Consider the following 17,289-nt stretch of genomic DNA (forward strand, 5'->3'; position numbering starts at 1 on the left):
CGTGACGCTCGACGTCCCCGGGCGCAGCCCCCGGGCCCTGCTCGCGCTCGCCTCGACGGCGGTCGCGCTCGCCGCCGCGGACACCTACGTCGTCGTCCTCGCGCTGACCGACATGATGAACGGCGTCGGCCTCGGCCTGGACAACCTCCAGCGCGCCGCACCGATCATCTCGGGCTTCCTCCTCGGCTACGTCGCGGCCCTGCCCCTCATCGGGCGCCTCGCCGACGTCGTGAGCCGATCGCGGATCCTCCTCGGCTGCCTCGCCGTCTTCGTCGTCGGCTCAGGCATCACCGCGCTCGCGGTCGACCTCGACGTGCTCGTCGCCGGCCGCGTCGTCCAGGGCGTCGGCGGAGGCGGCCTCGTCCCAGCGACCCTCGCGCTCGTCGCGGACCTCTGGCCGCCGGGACGCCGGGGGATGCCGCTCGGCGTCGTCGGCGCGGTCCAGGAGCTCGGCTCGGTCCTCGGCCCCCTGCTCGGGGCAGCGGTCCTCGCCGTCGCGGACTGGCGGGCGATCTTCTGGCTCAACGTCGTGCTCGGCCTGGTCCTCTGGGTCGCGATCGCGTCGATCACCCGGGTGGCGCCCTTCGAGACGGCCGCGGGCGGCCTCCTCAGGGAGCGGGGGAGTCCGGCTGCGGGCGGCCTCCTCAGGGAGCGGGGGAGTCCGGCTGCGGGCAGGGAGCGGGGGAGGCGTACTGGGACGGTCGTCCTCGGGGTCGTCACCGTCGGCCTGCTCTGGCTGACGCTCGCGGCCCCCGCGGTGCTCGCCACGGACGTCTACCTCGGGGTGCCGTTCGTCCCCTTCGTCGGCGACCGCCGGGTGCTCACGCCGGTCGGTGCGCTGACCGCGGCCCTCGCCGTGCTCCTGCTCGTCCGCACCGCCCGCCTCTGGTGGGCGCCGCTGCGCGACAGCGACCTCCCGGGCGCGCTGCTCCTCGGGACGGCACTCGGGAGTGTCGTGCTCACCTTCAGCTCGGCGGACCCGGAGAGCGAGGTCGTCGGCCCGCTCGGCTACGCGCTGCTGCCCGTCGCGGTCGTCGCCGTGCTGCTCTACGTCGTCCGGCACCGCACGGCCGGAGCGCCGCTCGTCCCGCGGGGCACGGTCCGCGGCCGCACGGGCTGGTCGCTGCTCGTCTCGCTCGCCGTGGGGGTGGCCCTCGTCGCGGTCGTCGTCGACGTGCCGCTCTTCTCCCGCCTGACGACGGAGGGCTCGCAGACCGACGCGGCGATGGAGCTCGTGAAGTTCCTCGTCGCCGTCCCGGTCGGCGCCCTCCTCGGTGGGTGGGTGCTGCGCTGGGTCGGCGACGGTCTGGCCGCCGGCGTCGGGCTCACCCTCGCCGCCGTCGGGCTGCTGCTCATGTCGGGCTGGGAGCGCGGGTCGCTCGCCGAGCTCACCTCGACCCTCACCCTCGCGCTCGTCGGGCTCGGGCTCGGCATGGCGCTCGCGCCGGTCAACGACGCCGCGCTCGCGGACTCGCCCCAGGACGTCCACGGCACCGCCTCGAGCCTCGTGGTCGTCGCCCGCATGGTCGGGATGGTCGTCGGGCTCGCGCTGCTCACCGGTGTCGGCCTGCACCGCTACTACGCGGCCGTCGAGGCGCTGCCGCGCGAGCAGCAGACGAGCGGCCGGGCGCTGCTCGACGCCGCGCTGCTGCAGGTGCACACGGTCTTCGTCGGGGCCGCCGGTGCCGCCGCGGTGGGCGCGCTGCTCGCCTTCGTCTTCCTCGGCATCCGGCGGCGCGAGGGCTCAGGCTCGTTGGCGCGCGGGTTCGGCGTCGAGGAGTAGCTCGATCTTGTCGGCGACCACCGCAGGGACCTCGAGCAGGACCATGTGGCCGGTGCGCGGCACCATCCAGAAGTCGGCCCCCGGGATGCCGGCGGCCAGCCGCCGGCCGGCGGAGACCGGGGTGAGCCGGTCCATCCCGCCCGTCACGACGACCGTGCGCACGTCCGCGAAGGGGGCGAGGTGCTTGCGGAAGTCGAGCTCGCCGATCGCGCGGTGCCAGTCGGAGACGACATTGGCCCGGGTGCGCGTGGTCATCCGCATCGTCGTCCGCACGGCGACCGGGTCGGGGTCCGGACCGAAGAGGTTGGCTGCCGTGAGCCGCGCCGTGGAGGGCAGCCCGCGGGCCTTGGCCGGCAGACGGCCGAGCAGCCCCATGGCGAGGGCCTCGCCCCGGATCGCCCGCCGGTCGAGGTGCGCGGCGGTGCCGACCAGGGCGACGCCACGGACGCGGCGGCGCACCAGCTCGGGGTCGACCTGGGCCATCGCCATGATCGTCATGCCGCCCATCGAGTGGCCACCGAGGACGACATCGCCCTCCGGCGCGGTCTCCGCGATGACCTCACGCAGCGTGACCCCGAGGTCCAGGAGGGAGACGCGGCGGTCCCGGCCCGGCGTCGACCGGCCGTGGCCCGGCTGGTCGTAGGTGATGACCCTCAGGTGGGGGCGCCGGCGCTGCAGCTCGGCGACGACCGGTTCCCACACCTCGGTCGTCGAGCACCAGCCGTGGGCGAGGACGAGCGTCGGGCCCTCGGGGCGGCCGCCGGCGGCCGGGTGGTCGAGGACCGCGATGAGCGCCCCGTCGGGGGCGGCGACCGTGAGGCGACGGGCCGTCGAGGTCACGCAGGGCTCCCCGGGTCGCCGTCGAGCCCGACGATGACCGGCGCGTGGTCGCTCGCGCCCTTGCCCTTGCGCTCCTCGCGGTCGATGGAGGCGCCCGTGACGCGGTCGGCGAAGGACGGCGACCCGAGGATGAAGTCGATGCGCATGCCGCGCTTCTTGGGGAAGGCGAGCTGCTGGTAGTCCCAGTAGGTGTAGGTACCCGGCCCGGGGGTGTGGGGACGGACGACGTCGACGAAGCCGGACTCGAGGAAGGCGTTGAAGGCGGCCCGCTCCGGCGGCGAGACGTGGGTCTTGTCGGCGAAGTACGCCATCGACCACACGTCCTCGTCCTGCGGCGCGACGTTCCAGTCGCCGCACAGCGCCGTCGGGGTCCCGTCGGCGCTCCACTCGCTCGCGCGCTGCCGCAGCTGCTCGAGCCAGGAGAGCTTGTAGGCCATGTGCGGGTCGTCGAGGGTGCGGCCGTTGGGGACGTAGAGCGACCACACGCGCACGCCCCCGCACGTCGCGCCGATCGAGCGCGCCTCGGGCGCGAGCGGATCGCCGAACCCGGGGTCACCGTCGAACCCGATCGAGACGTCCTGCAGGCCGACCCTGGAGAGGATCGCCACGCCGTTCCACTGGTTGAGGCCGTGGTGGGCGACCTCGTAGCCCAGGGCGGTGAAGCGGTCGAAGGGGAACTGCTCCTCCTTGGCCTTGGTCTCCTGGATGGCGAGCACGTCGACGTCGCTGCGCTGCAGCCAGGCCTCGACGCGGTCGACGCGGGAGCGGATGGAGTTGACGTTCCAGGTCGCGATACGCACGGCGCCACCCTAGTCGGGCGCCTTGGCCTGCCCCGCGGGTGAGCGCGGCCTGACACCATGGGCCCATGGCCATGCGACCCCTCGTCGAGATCCCCGCTGCCGACGGCACGGCCGAGGCGGTCGTCGCCCGGCCCGACGCGGACGGCACGTACCCCGGCGTCCTGCTGTGGATGGACGCCATCGGGCTGCGGCCCCGCATCGAGGAGATGGCCGACCGCATCGCCTCGTGGGGCTACATCGTGCTGGCGCCCAACACCTTCTACCGGCTCGGCTCTGCGGCAGAGATGTCGCCCCCTGCAGGTACCGACCTGACCGACCCCGAGCAGCGGGCGACCTACGGTCAGCTGAGCCTGCCGCGTGTCGCCGAGCTGACGAAGGAGCGCACCGAGGCGGACGTCGCCCCCTTCGTCGCCGCGCTGCGCGCCCTGCCCGGCGTCGCCGAGGGCCCGATCGGGACCACGGGGTACTGCATGGGGGCCAAGCACGCGGCCCGGGCTGCCTGCGTCGACCCGAGCATCGCGGCCTGCGGTGGCTTCCACGGGGCGCACGTCGCCTCCGACGGGCCCGACAGCCCGCACCTGTCGCTGGGGAGCGCGCGGGCGGCCTTCGTCTACGGGCACGCCGACCGCGACGGCACGATGCCGCCGGAGATGGTCGAGCGGCTCGACGCGGCGCTCGCGGAGCACGGCCTGCAGGCGCAGACCGCGATCTACCCCGACGCCCCGCACGGCTTCACGATGAGCGACACGTCGAGCTACCAGGAGGCGGGCGCCGAGCGGCACTTCGCCGAGCTCGAGGAGCTCTTCGCGCGGACCCTGCACGCCGGGGGAGAGCACGCATGAGCACCGCCCTCGTCACCGGTGCCACGGCCGGCATCGGCCGCGAGTTCGCGGTCCAGCTGGCCGCGCAGGGTCACGACCTCGTCCTCGTCGCCCGCGACACCGCGCGGCTGCACGACCTCGCCACCGAGCTGGGCGAGGCGCACGGGGTGCACGCCGAGGTGCTCGCGGCCGACCTGTCCGACCGTGCCCAGCTGGAGCGGGTCGCCGAGCGGCTGCGCGCCGCCGACCGGCCCGTCGACCTGCTCGTCAACAACGCGGGGTACGGGCTGGGGACCCCCTTCGTCGACACCGACGTCGAGGACGAGGAGCGCCTGCTCGACGTGCTCGTGCGCGCGGTGCTCGTCCTCAGCCACGCGGCAGCCGGCGCCATGGTCGCGCGCGGGCACGGCCGGATCATCAACGTCTCATCCGTCGCCGGCCACCTGACGAGCGGCACGTACGCCGCGGCCAAGGCCTGGGTGACGACCTTCACGGAGTCCATCGCGGCACAGCTGCGGCCGAAGGGGGTCCGCGTCACCGCGCTCCTGCCCGGCTACGTGCGCACCGAGTTCCACGAGCGCGCCGGGATCGACAAGGGCACCCGGTCCGGTCCCTTCTGGCTCGACGCGAGCGACCTCGTGCGCGCGGCGCTCGCCGACTCGGAGCGGGGTCGCGTCGTCTCCGTGCCGAGCCCGCAGTACAAGGCCGTCGTCGCGCTCGTCCGCCACCTGCCCCGGGTGCTCCTGCGCAACCCGCGCGTCACCGCGCTGCATCGCAAGGACACCCACTGACGACGGTCGACCTAAACTGGCAGGCGTGACTGACATCGCTGCCGACCGCGCCCGCCTGCTCGAGATCGTCAAGGACAAGGCCATCGTCCACGGACGCGTGACGCTGTCCTCCGGCGCGGAGGCCGACTACTACGTCGACCTGCGCCGCATCACCCTCGACGGCGAGGCCTCCCCGCTCGTCGGCCGCGTCATGCTCGACCTCGTCGAGGACCTCGACTTCGACGCCGTCGGTGGGCTCACCCTCGGTGCCGACCCGGTCGCCACGTCGATGCTCCACGCCACGGCGGCGAAGGGGGAGCGCCTGGACGCCTTCGTCGTGCGCAAGGCGGGCAAGGCGCACGGCCTGCAGCAGCGCATCGAGGGCCCGTCGATCGCCGGGCGGCGCGTCCTGGTCGTCGAGGACACCTCGACGACCGGGAGCTCGCCGCTCGAGGCAGCCACCGCCGCCCGCGAGGCGGGCGCCGAGGTCGTCGCCGTCGCGACGATCGCCGATCGCGCGACCGGTGCGGCGGAGAGGTTCGCCGAGGCCGGCCTCGAGTACCGCCACGTCTTCGGGCTCGAGGAGCTCGGGCTCGCCTGACCCCGTGCTCCACGACTAGGTTAGGGTCGCCTCACCAACCCGTCCCGGTCGCACGAGGAGAGCCGAAGGTGGAGTCGCAGTTCGAGGTGACGGTCGTCGCCGTCACGGACCTCAACCCCGTGGTGCGCCGGATCACGTTGTCCGCGCCGCAGCTGCGCGACCACCGACTGGTCGGCCCCGACGAGTACTTCGGTCTGCTCGTCCCCGGTGTCGACGGCCGGCTGCACCTGCCCGATCCCGCGTGCAGCAACGTGCGGGCTGCGATCAGCGAGATGCCCGAGGACGAGCAGCCCGGGCTGCGCTGGTACACGGTGCGCGCGCTGCGTCGCGATGTCCACGAGATCGACGTCGACATCGTCACGCACGGCGACTCCGGCCCGGGCTCCGCATGGGCGACGGCCGCCCAGGTCGGCGACAGGGCCGCTTTCCGCTCCGGGGGAGCGCTCTACTCCAGCTTCGAGCACGCGCGCCAGCTGCTCGTCGCCGACGAGACCGCGGTGCCCGCGCTGCTCGCGATCCTCGAGGAGCGCGACCGTCGCGGCCTGCCAGGCCTCGGCGCCGACATCGAGGCGCACGTCGAGGTCCCCTCCGCCGAGGTCCTGGGCGGCCTCGACGTCCCGGCCCGGGTCACGGTCCACGAGCGCGGGGACGCCGCCCCCGGGACCGCGGTCCTCACCGCACTCGTCGCCACCCCCGTCTCGACCGCGGACCTGGACCACGCGTGGCTGTGCGGCGAGTCGGGGCTGGCGACCTCCCTGCGGCGCCATCTCGTGCAGGAGGTCGGCATGGACAGGCGCGCGATCACCTTCTCCGGCTACTGGAAGCTCGGTGCCGCACGCGTCTGAGCCCTTCGAGATGGTTGCTTCGCGACCTCCTCCGGGGGCGGGGCGGGCGGCGGGTAGCCTGCGCGACATGGAGCCGCACCTCGTCGCCCTGGATGTCGACGGCACGATCCTGACCCACGCCGGCGAGCTGCGTCCGGCCACCCGCGACGCGATCCGCGCGGTCGCCGACGCGGGGCACCACATCGTCGTCTCGACGGGCCGCTCCGTCCTGGCGACGACCCCGGTCCTCGACCTGCTCGGTCTCTCGCACGGGTGGGCGATCTGCTCCAACGGCGCGGTCACCCTCGAGCTGGATCCCGCTGCGCCGCAGGGTTATCGGATCGCCGACACGGTGACCTTCGACCCGCGCGCGGCGCTCACGCTCGTCATGGAGCACGCCCCGCACATCCTCGTCGCGGTGGAGGAGGTGGGCGTGGGATTCAAGGTCGCCCGCCCCTACCCCGAGGGCGTGCTCCAGGGCGAGCAGGTCGTCGTCCCCTTCGAGCAGCTCGTCGACCGGCCGACGACCCGCGTGACCTTCCACGACCCCGACGCGGCGAGCGAGGACTTCCTCGAGCTCGTCGAGCGGATCGGTCTGCACGGCGTGAGCTACGCCGTCGGCTACACCGCCTGGCTCGACCTCGCGCCCGAGGGTGTGTCCAAGGGGTCCGCGCTCGAGCTCGTGCGCCGTCGCCTCGGCGTCGAGCCGCACCTGACCTTCGCCGCGGGGGACCAGCGCAACGACCTCGAGATGCTCCGGTGGGCGGCACGCGGGGTCGCCATGGGCGGTGCGCCGCCCGAGGTCGTCGATGCCGCGGACGAGACCACGGGGTCCGTCGACGAGGACGGGCTGGCGCACGCCCTTCGCCCCCTCGCCTGAACCCTCCGGGTCCGGCGGAGGGGCATGATTGGCAGGTGAGCCGCACCCGAGACCTCGACGACGCCCGTGACGCTGCCCGGGACACCGCCCGAACCGTGGGCGACCACCCCGCCCTCGAAGCCCTCGCCCGCGTCGGCTTCGTCGTCTCCGGCGTCCTGCACATCGTCATCGGCTACACCGCCGGTCGCGTCGCGTGGGGCGGTGGCGGCGGGCAGGCCGACCAGTCCGGCGCGCTCGCCTCGCTCGCGAGCAACCCCGGTGGCGTCGTGCTCATGTGGGTCGTCGTCATCGGCCTCGTCGCGCTCGCCCTCTGGCAGCTGGCCGTGGCCGTCGCGCCCGCACTCGGTGACGGGGGCGTCGGCGACCGGCTCAAGGCCGTCGGCAAGGCCGTCGTCTACGGAGCGCTGGCCTTCACGGCGCTGAAGTTCGCGCTCGGCTCGGGCTCCTCGTCGTCGAGCGAGCAGTCCTCGCAGGATGTCACCGCGAGCCTCATGCAGCAGCCGGCCGGGCGGTGGCTCGTCGGTGCGCTCGGCGTCGGGATCATCGCGGTCGGCGGGTACCACGTGTACAAGGGCGTGACGCAGCGTTTCATCAAGGACCTCGAGGAGGACCCGGGCACCGTGGCGCGCACGCTCGGCATGATCGGCTACCCGGCGAAGGGGGCCGTCCTCGCCCTCGTCGGCGTCTTCTTCATCATCGCGGCCGTGCAGGAGCAGTCGGAGGAGGCCACCGGCCTGGACGGCGCGCTGAAGTCCCTGCGCGACCAGCCCTTCGGCCCGTACCTGCTCACCGCCGCGGCCCTCGGCCTCGTCGCCTTCGGCCTGTACTGCTTCGCGCGGGCGCGTCACCAGCGGATCTGAGCGGGCGCAGGACGGCCAGGCCCGTCAGGGCCGTGGCCGTGCCGAGGAGCAGTCCGGCGCTCACGTCGGTCACGTAGTGCACCCCCAGGACGATCCGGTCGACCGCGGTCAGCAGGGCGCCCAGGACGACCAGCGCCGTGGCGCCCCAACGGATCCATGCGGTCCGCACGGTCGCCAGGAGTGCCACGAGCAGCACCGCGCCGAGGGCCGCGTTGTTCGCGTGCCCGCTCGGGTACGACCAGCTGCCGAAGGCGACGACCGCGTCCTCGGGCCGGGCCCGTTGCACGACCTCCTTGCACAGGGCGCCGAGCCCCCAGCCGACGAGCCCGATCGCGGGCACGACGAGCGCCCAGCGCCCGACGCAGCCCCGTGCGATGAGGACGAGGGTGACGGCGATGACGAGCGGGTGCACGACCCACGGACCGCTGAGGTCGGACCACACCTGCGCGACATCGGCCAGCCACGGCGCCGAGAGGACGAGGTCGGTGCCCGCAGCCAGGCCCCCTTCGTCCATCCGCCGTGCCCACCCGGACGGGATGAGCACCCAGCGACCGAGGGCCGCGACGCAGAGCATGATGAGCGTCATCGTCACGAGGGCGGCCACGGCACGCAGAGACGTGGGGTGGTGGTCGGCAGGCACCACCCGATTGTGGGGCATGCTTGTCCCGCCATGTCCGATCTCGTCATCACCTCCCCGGCCAACCAGCGGCTCAAGGACCTCGTCACGCTCCGGCGCCGTCGTGCCCGTGAGAGCACCGGCACGACCCTCGTCGAGGGCCTCGAGGAGACCACCCTCGCGCTGGACGCCGGGGTCGCGCCGATCGCGCTCTTCCACTGCCCCGAGCTCATGCTCGACCCCTCCGTCGGCGCCGCGCTCGTCGAGGGCGCCCGCGCCGCCGGCGCCGAGGTCGTGGAGCTGGGGCGCGCCGCCTTCGAGAAGGTCGCCTACCGGGAGGGGCCCGACGGCATCCTCGCCAAGGTGCCCGCACCAGGCCTCCGGCTCGACGAGGTCGACCTGCCCGACGGCGCGCTCGTCCTGCTGTGCGAGGGCGTCGAGAAGCCAGGCAACCTGGGCGCGATGCTGCGCACCGCCGACGCGGCCGGCGTCTCCCTCGTCATCTCCGCGGACCCGGTGACGGACTGGGGCAACCCCAACGTCATCCGGTCGAGCAAGGGCACCGTCTTCTCCGTGCCGGTCGCCGCCGCGAGCACGCACGACGCCCTCGCGTGGCTCGCCGAGCGCGACATCGGGGTCGTCGCCACGACGCCCGACACCGACGTCGAGCACACCGACGTCGACCTCACCGGTCCCGTGGCGCTGGCGGTGGGTTCGGAGAAGTACGGTCTCACCGACACCGCCCTCGCCGGTGCCCGCCACCGCGTCCGCATCCCCATGGTCGGACGCGCCAACTCGCTCAACGTCGCCACCTCTGCTGCCGTCGTCGTCTACGAGGCGGTCCGCCAGCGACGGGTCTGACCACCCCGATTACTGGCCCGGGTGCGGCCTGTGTCACGATGCCTGCATGCGCGTCGACCATGTCTCCTTTGCAGCAGACAAGTCCGGTGTCAAGGCCACGGCCCAGCGTCTGGGCGAGGCACTGGGCGTGACCCCCGTCGACGGGGGTATCCACCCGCGCTTCGGCACGCGCAACATGATCCTGCCGCTCGCCCACGAGCGCTACGTCGAGGTCGTCGGGGTCCTCGACCACCCGAGCTCCGACAAGGCCCCCTTCGGCCAGGTCGTCCGTGCCCGCTCCGAGGCCGGTGGTGGCTGGATGGGCTGGGTCATCCGGGTCGACGACGACCTCGAGGCCGTCGAGGCGCGCCTCGACCGCCCGGCCGTCGACGGTAACCGTCGCCTCGCCGACGGCCGCGAGTTCACCTGGAAGCAGATCGGCATCAAGGGCACCCTCGCCGACCCGCAGCTGCCCTTCTTCGTCAAGTGGAACGACGACTCCCCGCACCCCTCGGCCGAGGCCGAGACCGAGGTGACCATCTCCGCGCTGATGATCGCCGGCGACCCGGCGCGCGTCACCGACTGGCTCGGTGGCCTGCCGCCCGAGGAGACCTCCTCCGTCATCGACTTCGAGTTCGTCGCGCCGCACGGCACGCCGGGCCTGATGTCGGTCACCTTCAACACCCCCGGCGGTCCGGTCACCCTCTGACCACCGTGGCCTCCCGGCTCGACCACGTCGGCGAGTCGCTCCTCAGCAAGCTCATCGCCGCGTGGTTCGTCGCCTGCCCCCCTCTCGGGGACGGTGGCCGACGTACCCGGCTGGGTGCCCCCCTTCTCCGCGATCCTGCAGCCGATGCGTCTCGTCGCCGAGCGGATCCACCGGCGGCCGCTCATGCAGACCCGCGGCTCGCTCTCTACAGGGAGGCGTGGCGGGCGGAGGTGTGACACCTCTGCCGGTCACGCGTCGGCCCGGGTACCCGCAGGGGGCGTACCCGGGCCGACGTTCGTCTCGGGTCAGTCGGCAGCGCGCCGCAGGCGAAGGGAGCTGAGCACCACCGCGACCGACGCCACCGCGGTCAGTGCACCGGCGACGACCGGCGGGACCAGACCGGTGAGCGCGAGCAGGAGCGCGACGACGTTGTAGCCGATCGCGAAGAGCACGTTGTGCCGGCTCACGGTGTGGGTACGCCGGGTGAGCGCGACCGCCCGCGGCACGGACTCGAGGTCACCGTGGACGAGGACGATGTCGGCCGAGTCCGCAGCCAACGGGGCGCCAGTGCCGAGGGCGAGGCCGAGGTCGGCCCGCTCGATGGCGGTGCCGTCGTGGCTGCCGTCACCGACGACGGCGACGACCCGGCCGGCCTCCTGGAGCCGGGCGATCTCGTCGTGCTTGTCCTGCGGGCGCACGTCGGCGATGACGTGCTCGGGCTCGATGCCGACCTTCGCCGCGATCTCGGTGGCGTTGTGCGCGTTGTCGCCGCTCACGAGCCAGATCTCCAGACCGGCGGCGCGCAGGGAGCGCAGGGCGTCCCCGGACGAGTCGCGCACCGGGTCGGCGACGGTGAGCGCGCCGCGGGCGGTGCCGCCCCAGCCGACGAAGACCGTCGTCCCGGGACGCTCGAGCGTTGCGAGCTCGGCCGGCACCTCGTCGAAGAGGTCGGCCCGGCCGACCGTGACGCGGGTGTCCTTGATCGACGCGACGGCACCGGAGCCGGGCAGCGCCTCGAAGTCGCGGACCACGGGGATCTTGATGCCCTGGTCCTGCGCCCGGCGCACGATCGCCCGCGCGATGGGGTGGTCGCTGCCGGACTCGACCGCCGCGGCCGCGGTGAGGACAGCGGCGGGATGCAGGCCGGGGGCGGCGGCGAGGTCGGTCACCTGGGCGTCGCCGGTGGTGATCGTGCCGGTCTTGTCGAGGACGAGGGTGTCGATGCGACCGACCCCGTCGAGGACGTGCGGGCCGGCGACGAGGATGCCGCGCTGGGCGCCGCGGGTCGTGCCGACGAGCACGGCCGCCGGGGTCGCCAGGGCGAGCGCGAGGGGGCAGGCGATGACGAGGACGGCGACGGCGACGCCGAGCGCGGTCACCGTCGAGCCGCTGCCGACCCACCAGCCGAAGAAGGCCAGCACGGCGAGGCCAAGGACGGCGGGCACGAGCGCCGAGGCGCCCCGGTCGGCGAGCCGCTGTGCGTCGGACGACCCGGTCTGCGCCCGCTCGACGCGGCGCACGATCTCGGCGTGGGTGGTGTCGGCGCCGAGCGCCGTGACCTCGACGACGAGGCGGCCGGAGGTGTTGACCGTGCCGGCGTCGACGTGGTCCCCGCTGCGGACGTCGAGCGGGACCGTGCTGCCGGTGAGCAAGGAGGTGTCGATCGAGCTCGTGCCGTCGACGACGACGCCGTCGGTGGCGACCCGCTCGCCGGGCCGGACGATGAAGTGGTCGCCGACCCGCAGGTCGCCGAGCGGCAGGAGGACCTCGGTCGTCGCCCGGGTGCGGGAGTCGATGCGCTGCACGGCGACCCCGTCGGCGCCCAGCCCGGTGAGCTCGTCGAGGTCCGCCCGGGCCGCGTCCATGGCCCGGGCCTCGACCCAGCGGCCGACGAGGAGGCAGGCGGTGACGACGGCGGCCGGAGCGAAGAAGTAGGTGGCCTCTGCTCCGGCGCCAGTCAGCAGGGTGACCGTGGACCACAGCCAGGCGAGGACGACACCCAGGCTCGAGAGGGTGTCGGTGGTGGTGCTGCGGCGGCGGGCGGCGAGGACCGCGGCTCGGTGCAGCGGCCAGGCGGCCCAGCCGATGACCGGGGTGGCGAGCAGCCACTGGACCCACGGGATGGCCGGCCCGTCCCACGGCCCGAGTGCGAGGACGACGACGGCGAGCGAGAGCACGACGGCCACGGCGGTGCGCCGTTGCAGGTCGGTGCCCTCGAGCGCGGTGTGCGTCGGGGGAGCGAGTCGGGGGCCGGGCGCGATGCTGCCCTCGTCCCCGGTGGCCGGCTCGACGTCGGCCTCGGGGCGGGGGGTGGTCGTGGTGCTCATGCCTCATTGTCCCGTCCGGCGGGTGGCTCCCGAGGGAGGCCGGGGTGGCGCGTCGCCGGTGCCGTCTGCCCGGATCGAGGTATTCGCGACCGCTTATCCGGTCGCTGGCCCATCGACCCCTTGTACCTCGATCGGGGGGCTGACGACGACCGGTCGACTCAGGAGCGGACGAGCCGGGCGATCGCCGCGCTGGCCTCGGCGACCTTGGCGGCCGCGGCCTCGTCGGACTCGCGGGCGGCATCGACGACGCAGTGGCCGACGTGGTCCTCCAGCAGCCCGAGGCTCACGGCCTGCAGGGCCTTGGTCGCGGCGGCCACCTGGGTCAGGATGTCGATGCAGTAGGTGTCCTCCTCGACCATCCGCGAGATGCCGCGGATCTGGCCCTCCACGCGGCGCAACCGCTTGAGGTAGTCGTCCTTGCTGCCGCTGTAGCCGGCCATGTCGTCCTCCTGATGGTCTCCAGAGGTCAACACCATACCCCGGCAGGGTATTTCAGGCCGTCGCCGTGACGAGGTGCGCGGTGATGGGGCCACTGACCGGCTCGTCACCCCACCGCTCGCGGAGCAGCCGCGCCATGTCCTCGGTGACCTGCTCGGCGTCGAGCTGCAGCTCGGCGAGGATGTTGGCGACTGGCGTGCCCTGGCAGTGCGCGAGGGCGATGTCGTGGGCGGACGCGGGCCGGTTGCGGTGGGCGACCACGCGGACGTCCACGTCGGTGAGGCCTGCGTCCTCGAGCTCGGCCCGGATGACGCCCACGTCGGTGTAGCCGAAGGGGACCCGCCGCAGGAAGAGGGGTGGGTCGTCCGGGAGGAGGGCCTCGAGGGCCTCCTGCACGCCGAGCGCGGCCTCGTTGTCCTCGAGGCGTCCCCATGCGGCGAGGACGAGCCGTCCTCCGGGCCGAAGGACGCGCCGGGCCTCGGCGTGGGCGCGGGGGCGGTCGAGGAACATCACCCCGAACTGGCACACCAACGCGTCGAAGGAGTCGTCGTCGAAGGGGAGGTCGTGCGCGTCGGCGGGTGCCCAGGTCACGGACTCGGAGGCCGGGAGATGGTGGGCCGCGCGGTCCAGCATGGCCGGGCTGAGGTCGGTCGCGGTGATCCGGGCGGAGGGGAGGGCCCGGTGCAGTGCCCGGGTCACGACACCGGTGCCGGCCGCGGTCTCGAGGACCTCGTCGGGAGCGGTGGCGGCGACCGCGAGCGCCACGTCCTCGGCGTAGTCGAGGAACATCAGCGGCACCAGGAGGGTGTCGTAGACGTACGGCACGGAGCCGGCGAACCCGAGGTCGGAGGGCACCCCTCGAGTATGCGCCGGCCCGGCCCCGATGGACAGCCCCTCGGCGGGTCCGTCAGCCGATGAACCGGAAGAGCGGGCTCGAGGGGTCGACCCGCTCCATCGTCAGCGGCGAGGCGTCCATGCGGGCGAGCAGGGGGAGCAGGTCGTCGGCGTGACCGAGCTCGAGGCCGACGAGCGCCGGGCCGGTCTCCCGGTTGCTCCGCTTGACGTACTCGAAGTACGCGATGTCGTCGTCGGGCCCGAGCACCTCGTCGAGGAAGCGTCGCAGCGCGCCCGGCTCCTGGGGGAAGTCGACGAGGAAGTAGTGCTTGCGACCCTCGTGGATGAGCGCCTTCTCGACGATCTCCGCGTACCGCGAGACGTCGTTGTTGCCGCCGGAGACGACGGCGACGACGGTGGCGCCCGGCTCGATCCGCAGGTCCGGCAGGACCGCCGTCGCCAGGGCACCCGCGGGCTCGGCGATGATCCCGTCGGACTGGTACATCGCGAGCATCTCCACGCACAGCGCCCCCTCGGAGACCGACGTGAGGTGGGTGCCGGTCGCGGCGACGGCCGCGTGGGTGAGGTCGCCGGCGCGCCGGACCGCGGCCCCGTCGACGAAGGGGGAGACCTCCTCGAGCTCGACCGGCCGGCCCGCGGCGAGGGCCGCGGCCATCGAGGCCGCCCCCTCCGGCTCCACCCCGACGAGGCGGGTCGTGGACGAGTTGGCGGCGAGCCACGTGGCCATGCCGCCGAGGAGCCCGCCGCCGCCGACGGGCACGGTGACGAGGTCGGGGGTGCGGCCGAGCTGCCGGACGATCTCGACCGCGACCGACCCCTGCCCGGCCATCGTGTCGAGGGCGTCGAAGGCCGGCACCATGACCGCGCCGCTGCGTGCCGCATCCGCGGCCGCCGCAGCCGCCGCGTCGTCGTAGACCTCGCCGGTGACGATGACCTCGACCAGGTCGCCACCGAGCGCAGCGACCCGCTCCCGCTTCTGCCGGGGGGTGTTGCGCGGCAGGTAGATCCGGGCACGTACGCCGAGCCGGCGACCGGCGAGCGCGACACCCTGCGCGTGGTTGCCCGCGGAGGCGGCGACGACCCCCTTCGCCCGCTGCTCGTCGGAGAGGTGGGCGATGAAGGTGTAGGCCCCGCGCACCTTGTACGACCGCACCGGCTGCAGGTCCTCGCGCTTGAGCCAGACGTCGGCGCCGGTCGCGGTCGACAGGCGCTCGCTGCGGTGCAGCGGGGTCGGCGGCAGGACATCGGCGAGCAGGGCTGCCGCCTCGTCGACGGCGGCTGCGGTGAGGAGGGGAGCGGTCACGACCCCACGGTAGACCTGCTCGCTCCGCCGCCCCCACCCCGCTCAGAGGAGGTCGAACTCCCGCAGCTCGTCCTCGGTCATCAGGCGCGACCGGATGAGGAAGCGCACGCCCTCGGGTGCCTCGACCGAGAAGCCGGAACCGCGCCCCGGGACGACGTCGACCGTGAGGTGGGTGTGCTTCCAGTACTCGTACTGTGACACGCTCATCCAGAACTCGATCGGTGTGAAGCCCTCGCCGGTGAGCGTGCCGAGGTTGATGTCGGCCTCGCTCGTGATGAAGTCCCCCGCCGGGTAACACATCGGCGATGACCCGTCGCAGCAGCCGCCGCTCTGGTGGAACATCAGCGGTCCGTGCCGCCGCTCCAGCGTCGCGAGCATTGTTGCTGCCTCGTCAGTGAGGTCGACGCGTGTACCCATGGCGGGGAACTCCCTTCGTGTCGGTGATCGGGCTCGATCAGAAGAAGCCGAGCTTGTTCTGGTCGTAGCTCACCAGCAGGTTCTTGGTCTGCTGGTAGTGATCGAGCATCATCTTGTGGTTCTCACGTCCGATGCCGGACGCCTTGTAGCCACCGAAGGCAGCACCCGCGGGGTACTGGTGGTAGCAGTTGGTCCAGACCCGGCCGGCCTGGATGCCCCGGCCCATGCGGTAGGTGGTGTGGGCACTGCGCGACCAGACGCCCGCGCCGAGGCCGTAGAGCGAGTCGTTGGCGATCGACAGGGCTTCCTCCTCGTCAGTGAAGGAGGTCAGCGAGACGACCGGGCCGAAGATCTCCTCCTGGAAGATGCGCATCTTGTTGGTGCCCTCGAAGACCGTCGGGGCGATGTAGTACCCGCCCGAGAGGTCACCGCCGAGGTCGACCACCTCACCGCCGGTGAGCACCTTGGCGCCCTCCTCGCGGCCGATGTCGAGGTAGCTCTTGATCTTCTCGAACTGGTCATTGCTCGCCTGGGCGCCCATCATCGTCTCGGTGTCGAGGGGGTTGCCCTGGACGATGGCCTCGACCCGCTTGATGGCGTCGGGGACGAACTTCTCGTACATACCCTTCTGGACCAGCGCCCGCGACGGGCACGTGCAGATCTCGCCCTGGTTGAGCGCAAACATCGAGAAGCCTTCGAGTGCCTTGTCGTAGAAGGCGTCGTCCTGGGCGGCCACGTCGTCGAAGAAGACATTCGGCGACTTACCACCGAGCTCGAGCGTGACGGGGATGATGTTCTGGCTGGCGTACTGCATGATCAGCCGGCCGGTCGTCGTCTCACCGGTGAAGGCGATCTTGGCGATGCGCGGGCTCGACGCGAGCGGCTTGCCGGCCTCGAGGCCGAAGCCGTTGACGACATTGAGGACGCCGGCGGGCAGCAGGTGGCCGATGAGCTCCATGACCTTGAGGATCGACCACGGGGTCTGCTCGGCCGGCTTCAGGACGATGCAGTTGCCGGCGGCCAGAGCGGGCGCGAGCTTCCAGACGCCCATGAGGATCGGGAAGTTCCACGGGATGATTTGCCCGACGACGCCGAGCGGCTCGTGGAAGTGGTACGCGATGGTGTCGTTGTCGATCTCGGTGTTGCCGCTCTCCTGGGCGCGGATGGCCCCGGCGAAGTAGCGGAAGTGGTCAACTGCCAGCGGGATGTCCGCGGCCAGCGTCTCGCGCACGGCCTTGCCGTTGTCCCAGGTCTCGATGACCGCGATGTCCTCGAGGTTGGCCTCGATGGTGTCGGCGATCTTGAGCAGGATATTGGACCGCTCGGTGATCGAGGTGCGGCCCCAGGCGTCCTTGGCGGCGTGGGCCGCGTCGAGGGCCTTGTCGACGTCCTCGGCGGTGCTGCGTGCGACGCGGGTGAAGACCTGCCCGGTCACCGGCGTGATGTTGTCGAAGTATTCTCCGTTCACCGGGGCGACCCACTCGCCACCGATGAAGTTGTCGTACTGCGCCTTGACCTCGATGGTCGAGTCCGAGCTGCCCGGCTGGCTGTAGACGGCCATGTCTGTCTGCCTCCTGAGAGTCAACCGACGACGCTCCGTCGCGC

Annotated in this window: 18 protein-coding genes; 9 read left to right on the forward strand and 9 right to left on the reverse strand. The window is 72.9% G+C overall.

Annotated elements, in window-relative coordinates; translation table 11 throughout:
- Position 1 precedes the first annotated feature (1 nt).
- A complete protein-coding gene (locus tag JT1_RS15735; protein WP_082807716.1) occupies positions 2 to 1,783 on the forward strand; it encodes an MFS transporter in 1,782 nt (593 codons plus the stop codon).
- Here the strand turns inward: JT1_RS15735 and JT1_RS15740 are convergent.
- Both JT1_RS15740 and JT1_RS15745 read right to left on the reverse strand, forming a co-directional pair.
- Entirely contained in the window at positions 1,745 to 2,623 is an 879-nt protein-coding gene (locus JT1_RS15740; RefSeq protein ID WP_068328673.1) for an alpha/beta fold hydrolase, read from the reverse strand. The two genes, JT1_RS15735 and JT1_RS15740, sit on opposite strands and share 39 nt — an antisense overlap.
- Positions 2,620 to 3,423 (reverse strand): exodeoxyribonuclease III, encoded by an 804-nt coding sequence (locus tag JT1_RS15745; RefSeq protein WP_068328677.1) that lies wholly within the window; start codon positions 3,421 to 3,423, stop codon positions 2,620 to 2,622. Before JT1_RS15745 ends, JT1_RS15740 begins: the two co-directional genes overlap by 4 nt.
- A gap of 65 nt (positions 3,424 to 3,488) precedes the next feature.
- Between JT1_RS15745 and JT1_RS15750 the strand changes: the two genes are divergently transcribed.
- The 6 genes from JT1_RS15750 (at position 3,489) to JT1_RS15775 (ending at position 8,179) form a co-directional block, all read left to right on the forward strand.
- A complete protein-coding gene (locus JT1_RS15750) occupies positions 3,489 to 4,265 on the forward strand; it encodes a dienelactone hydrolase family protein (RefSeq protein ID WP_068328680.1) in 777 nt (258 codons plus the stop codon).
- Positions 4,262 to 5,035, forward strand: coding sequence for an SDR family NAD(P)-dependent oxidoreductase (locus JT1_RS15755; protein WP_068328683.1), 774 nt, complete (start codon positions 4,262 to 4,264; stop codon positions 5,033 to 5,035). Before JT1_RS15750 ends, JT1_RS15755 begins: the two co-directional genes overlap by 4 nt.
- Positions 5,036 to 5,060: 25 nt before the next feature.
- The gene (gene pyrE / locus JT1_RS15760) at positions 5,061 to 5,615 is read left to right on the forward strand and encodes an orotate phosphoribosyltransferase (protein WP_068328686.1); all 555 of its coding nucleotides are present in this window, start codon (positions 5,061 to 5,063) and stop codon (positions 5,613 to 5,615) included.
- A 68-nt stretch (positions 5,616 to 5,683) separates the two neighbouring features.
- Entirely contained in the window at positions 5,684 to 6,460 is a 777-nt protein-coding gene (locus tag JT1_RS15765; RefSeq protein ID WP_245634789.1) for a siderophore-interacting protein, read from the forward strand.
- Positions 6,461 to 6,527: 67 nt separating this feature from the next.
- Entirely contained in the window at positions 6,528 to 7,319 is a 792-nt protein-coding gene (locus JT1_RS15770) for an HAD family hydrolase (protein ID WP_068328689.1), read from the forward strand.
- Between the two features lie 35 nt (positions 7,320 to 7,354).
- The gene (locus tag JT1_RS15775; RefSeq protein WP_255218342.1) at positions 7,355 to 8,179 is read left to right on the forward strand and encodes a DUF1206 domain-containing protein; all 825 of its coding nucleotides are present in this window, start codon (positions 7,355 to 7,357) and stop codon (positions 8,177 to 8,179) included.
- Here JT1_RS15775 and JT1_RS15780 read toward each other — a convergent pair.
- On the reverse strand, positions 8,106 to 8,819 hold the full coding sequence (locus tag JT1_RS15780) for a phosphatase PAP2 family protein (protein WP_169702037.1): 714 nt from the start codon (positions 8,817 to 8,819) through the stop codon (positions 8,106 to 8,108). The two genes, JT1_RS15775 and JT1_RS15780, sit on opposite strands and share 74 nt — an antisense overlap.
- A gap of 30 nt (positions 8,820 to 8,849) precedes the next feature.
- Here JT1_RS15780 and JT1_RS15785 point away from each other — a divergent pair, with 30 nt between their 5' ends.
- Positions 8,850 to 9,656, forward strand: coding sequence for a TrmH family RNA methyltransferase (locus tag JT1_RS15785; protein ID WP_068328695.1), 807 nt, complete (start codon positions 8,850 to 8,852; stop codon positions 9,654 to 9,656).
- Positions 9,657 to 9,702: 46 nt separating this feature from the next.
- The gene (locus tag JT1_RS15790; RefSeq protein WP_068328697.1) at positions 9,703 to 10,344 is read left to right on the forward strand and encodes a VOC family protein; all 642 of its coding nucleotides are present in this window, start codon (positions 9,703 to 9,705) and stop codon (positions 10,342 to 10,344) included.
- Positions 10,345 to 10,649: 305 nt separating this feature from the next.
- On the opposite strand, the gene JT1_RS15795 is transcribed toward JT1_RS15790, so the two are convergent.
- The 6 genes from JT1_RS15795 to exaC all read right to left on the reverse strand — a co-directional run bounded on the left by JT1_RS15795 (position 10,650) and on the right by exaC (position 17,245).
- Positions 10,650 to 12,671: a heavy metal translocating P-type ATPase gene (locus JT1_RS15795; protein WP_082807719.1), complete on the reverse strand. Its 2,022-nt coding sequence runs from the start codon at positions 12,669 to 12,671 to the stop codon at positions 10,650 to 10,652.
- A 158-nt stretch (positions 12,672 to 12,829) separates the two neighbouring features.
- Positions 12,830 to 13,111 (reverse strand): metal-sensitive transcriptional regulator, encoded by a 282-nt coding sequence (locus JT1_RS15800; protein ID WP_068328699.1) that lies wholly within the window; start codon positions 13,109 to 13,111, stop codon positions 12,830 to 12,832.
- Between the two features lie 52 nt (positions 13,112 to 13,163).
- Positions 13,164 to 13,964 carry a class I SAM-dependent methyltransferase gene (locus tag JT1_RS15805; protein WP_068328702.1) on the reverse strand — a complete coding sequence of 267 codons (801 nt, stop codon included), beginning with the start codon at positions 13,962 to 13,964 and terminating at the stop codon, positions 13,164 to 13,166.
- 52 nt (positions 13,965 to 14,016) lie between these two features.
- A complete protein-coding gene (gene ilvA, locus JT1_RS15810) occupies positions 14,017 to 15,267 on the reverse strand; it encodes a threonine ammonia-lyase IlvA (RefSeq protein ID WP_068328705.1) in 1,251 nt (416 codons plus the stop codon).
- A gap of 42 nt (positions 15,268 to 15,309) precedes the next feature.
- Positions 15,310 to 15,684 carry a DUF779 domain-containing protein gene (locus JT1_RS15815; RefSeq protein ID WP_068328708.1) on the reverse strand — a complete coding sequence of 125 codons (375 nt, stop codon included), beginning with the start codon at positions 15,682 to 15,684 and terminating at the stop codon, positions 15,310 to 15,312.
- Positions 15,685 to 15,721: 37 nt separating this feature from the next.
- Entirely contained in the window at positions 15,722 to 17,245 is a 1,524-nt protein-coding gene (exaC, locus tag JT1_RS15820) for an acetaldehyde dehydrogenase ExaC (protein WP_068328711.1), read from the reverse strand.
- Positions 17,246 to 17,289 lie beyond the last annotated feature (44 nt).

Source organism: Janibacter terrae NBRC 107853, assembly GCF_001591405.1.
Lineage (GTDB): Bacteria > Actinomycetota > Actinomycetes > Actinomycetales > Dermatophilaceae > Janibacter > Janibacter terrae.

Excerpts from the sequence above, each read along its gene's own strand:
- JT1_RS15750 (WP_068328680.1), top strand. The coding sequence starts at position 3,489 with ATGGCCATGCGACCCCTCGTCGAGATCCCCGCTGCCGACGGCACGGCC.
- JT1_RS15755 (WP_068328683.1), top strand. The coding sequence starts at position 4,262 with ATGAGCACCGCCCTCGTCACCGGTGCCACGGCCGGCATCGGCCGCGAG.
- JT1_RS15770 (WP_068328689.1), top strand. The coding sequence starts at position 6,528 with ATGGAGCCGCACCTCGTCGCCCTGGATGTCGACGGCACGATCCTGACC.
- JT1_RS15795 (WP_082807719.1), bottom strand. The coding sequence starts at position 12,671 with ATGAGCACCACGACCACCCCCCGCCCCGAGGCCGACGTCGAGCCGGCC.
- exaC (WP_068328711.1), bottom strand. The coding sequence starts at position 17,245 with ATGGCCGTCTACAGCCAGCCGGGCAGCTCGGACTCGACCATCGAGGTC.
- JT1_RS15790 (WP_068328697.1), top strand. The coding sequence starts at position 9,703 with ATGCGCGTCGACCATGTCTCCTTTGCAGCAGACAAGTCCGGTGTCAAG.
- JT1_RS15815 (WP_068328708.1), bottom strand. The coding sequence starts at position 15,684 with ATGGGTACACGCGTCGACCTCACTGACGAGGCAGCAACAATGCTCGCG.
- JT1_RS15785 (WP_068328695.1), top strand. The coding sequence starts at position 8,850 with ATGTCCGATCTCGTCATCACCTCCCCGGCCAACCAGCGGCTCAAGGAC.
- JT1_RS15800 (WP_068328699.1), bottom strand. The coding sequence starts at position 13,111 with ATGGCCGGCTACAGCGGCAGCAAGGACGACTACCTCAAGCGGTTGCGC.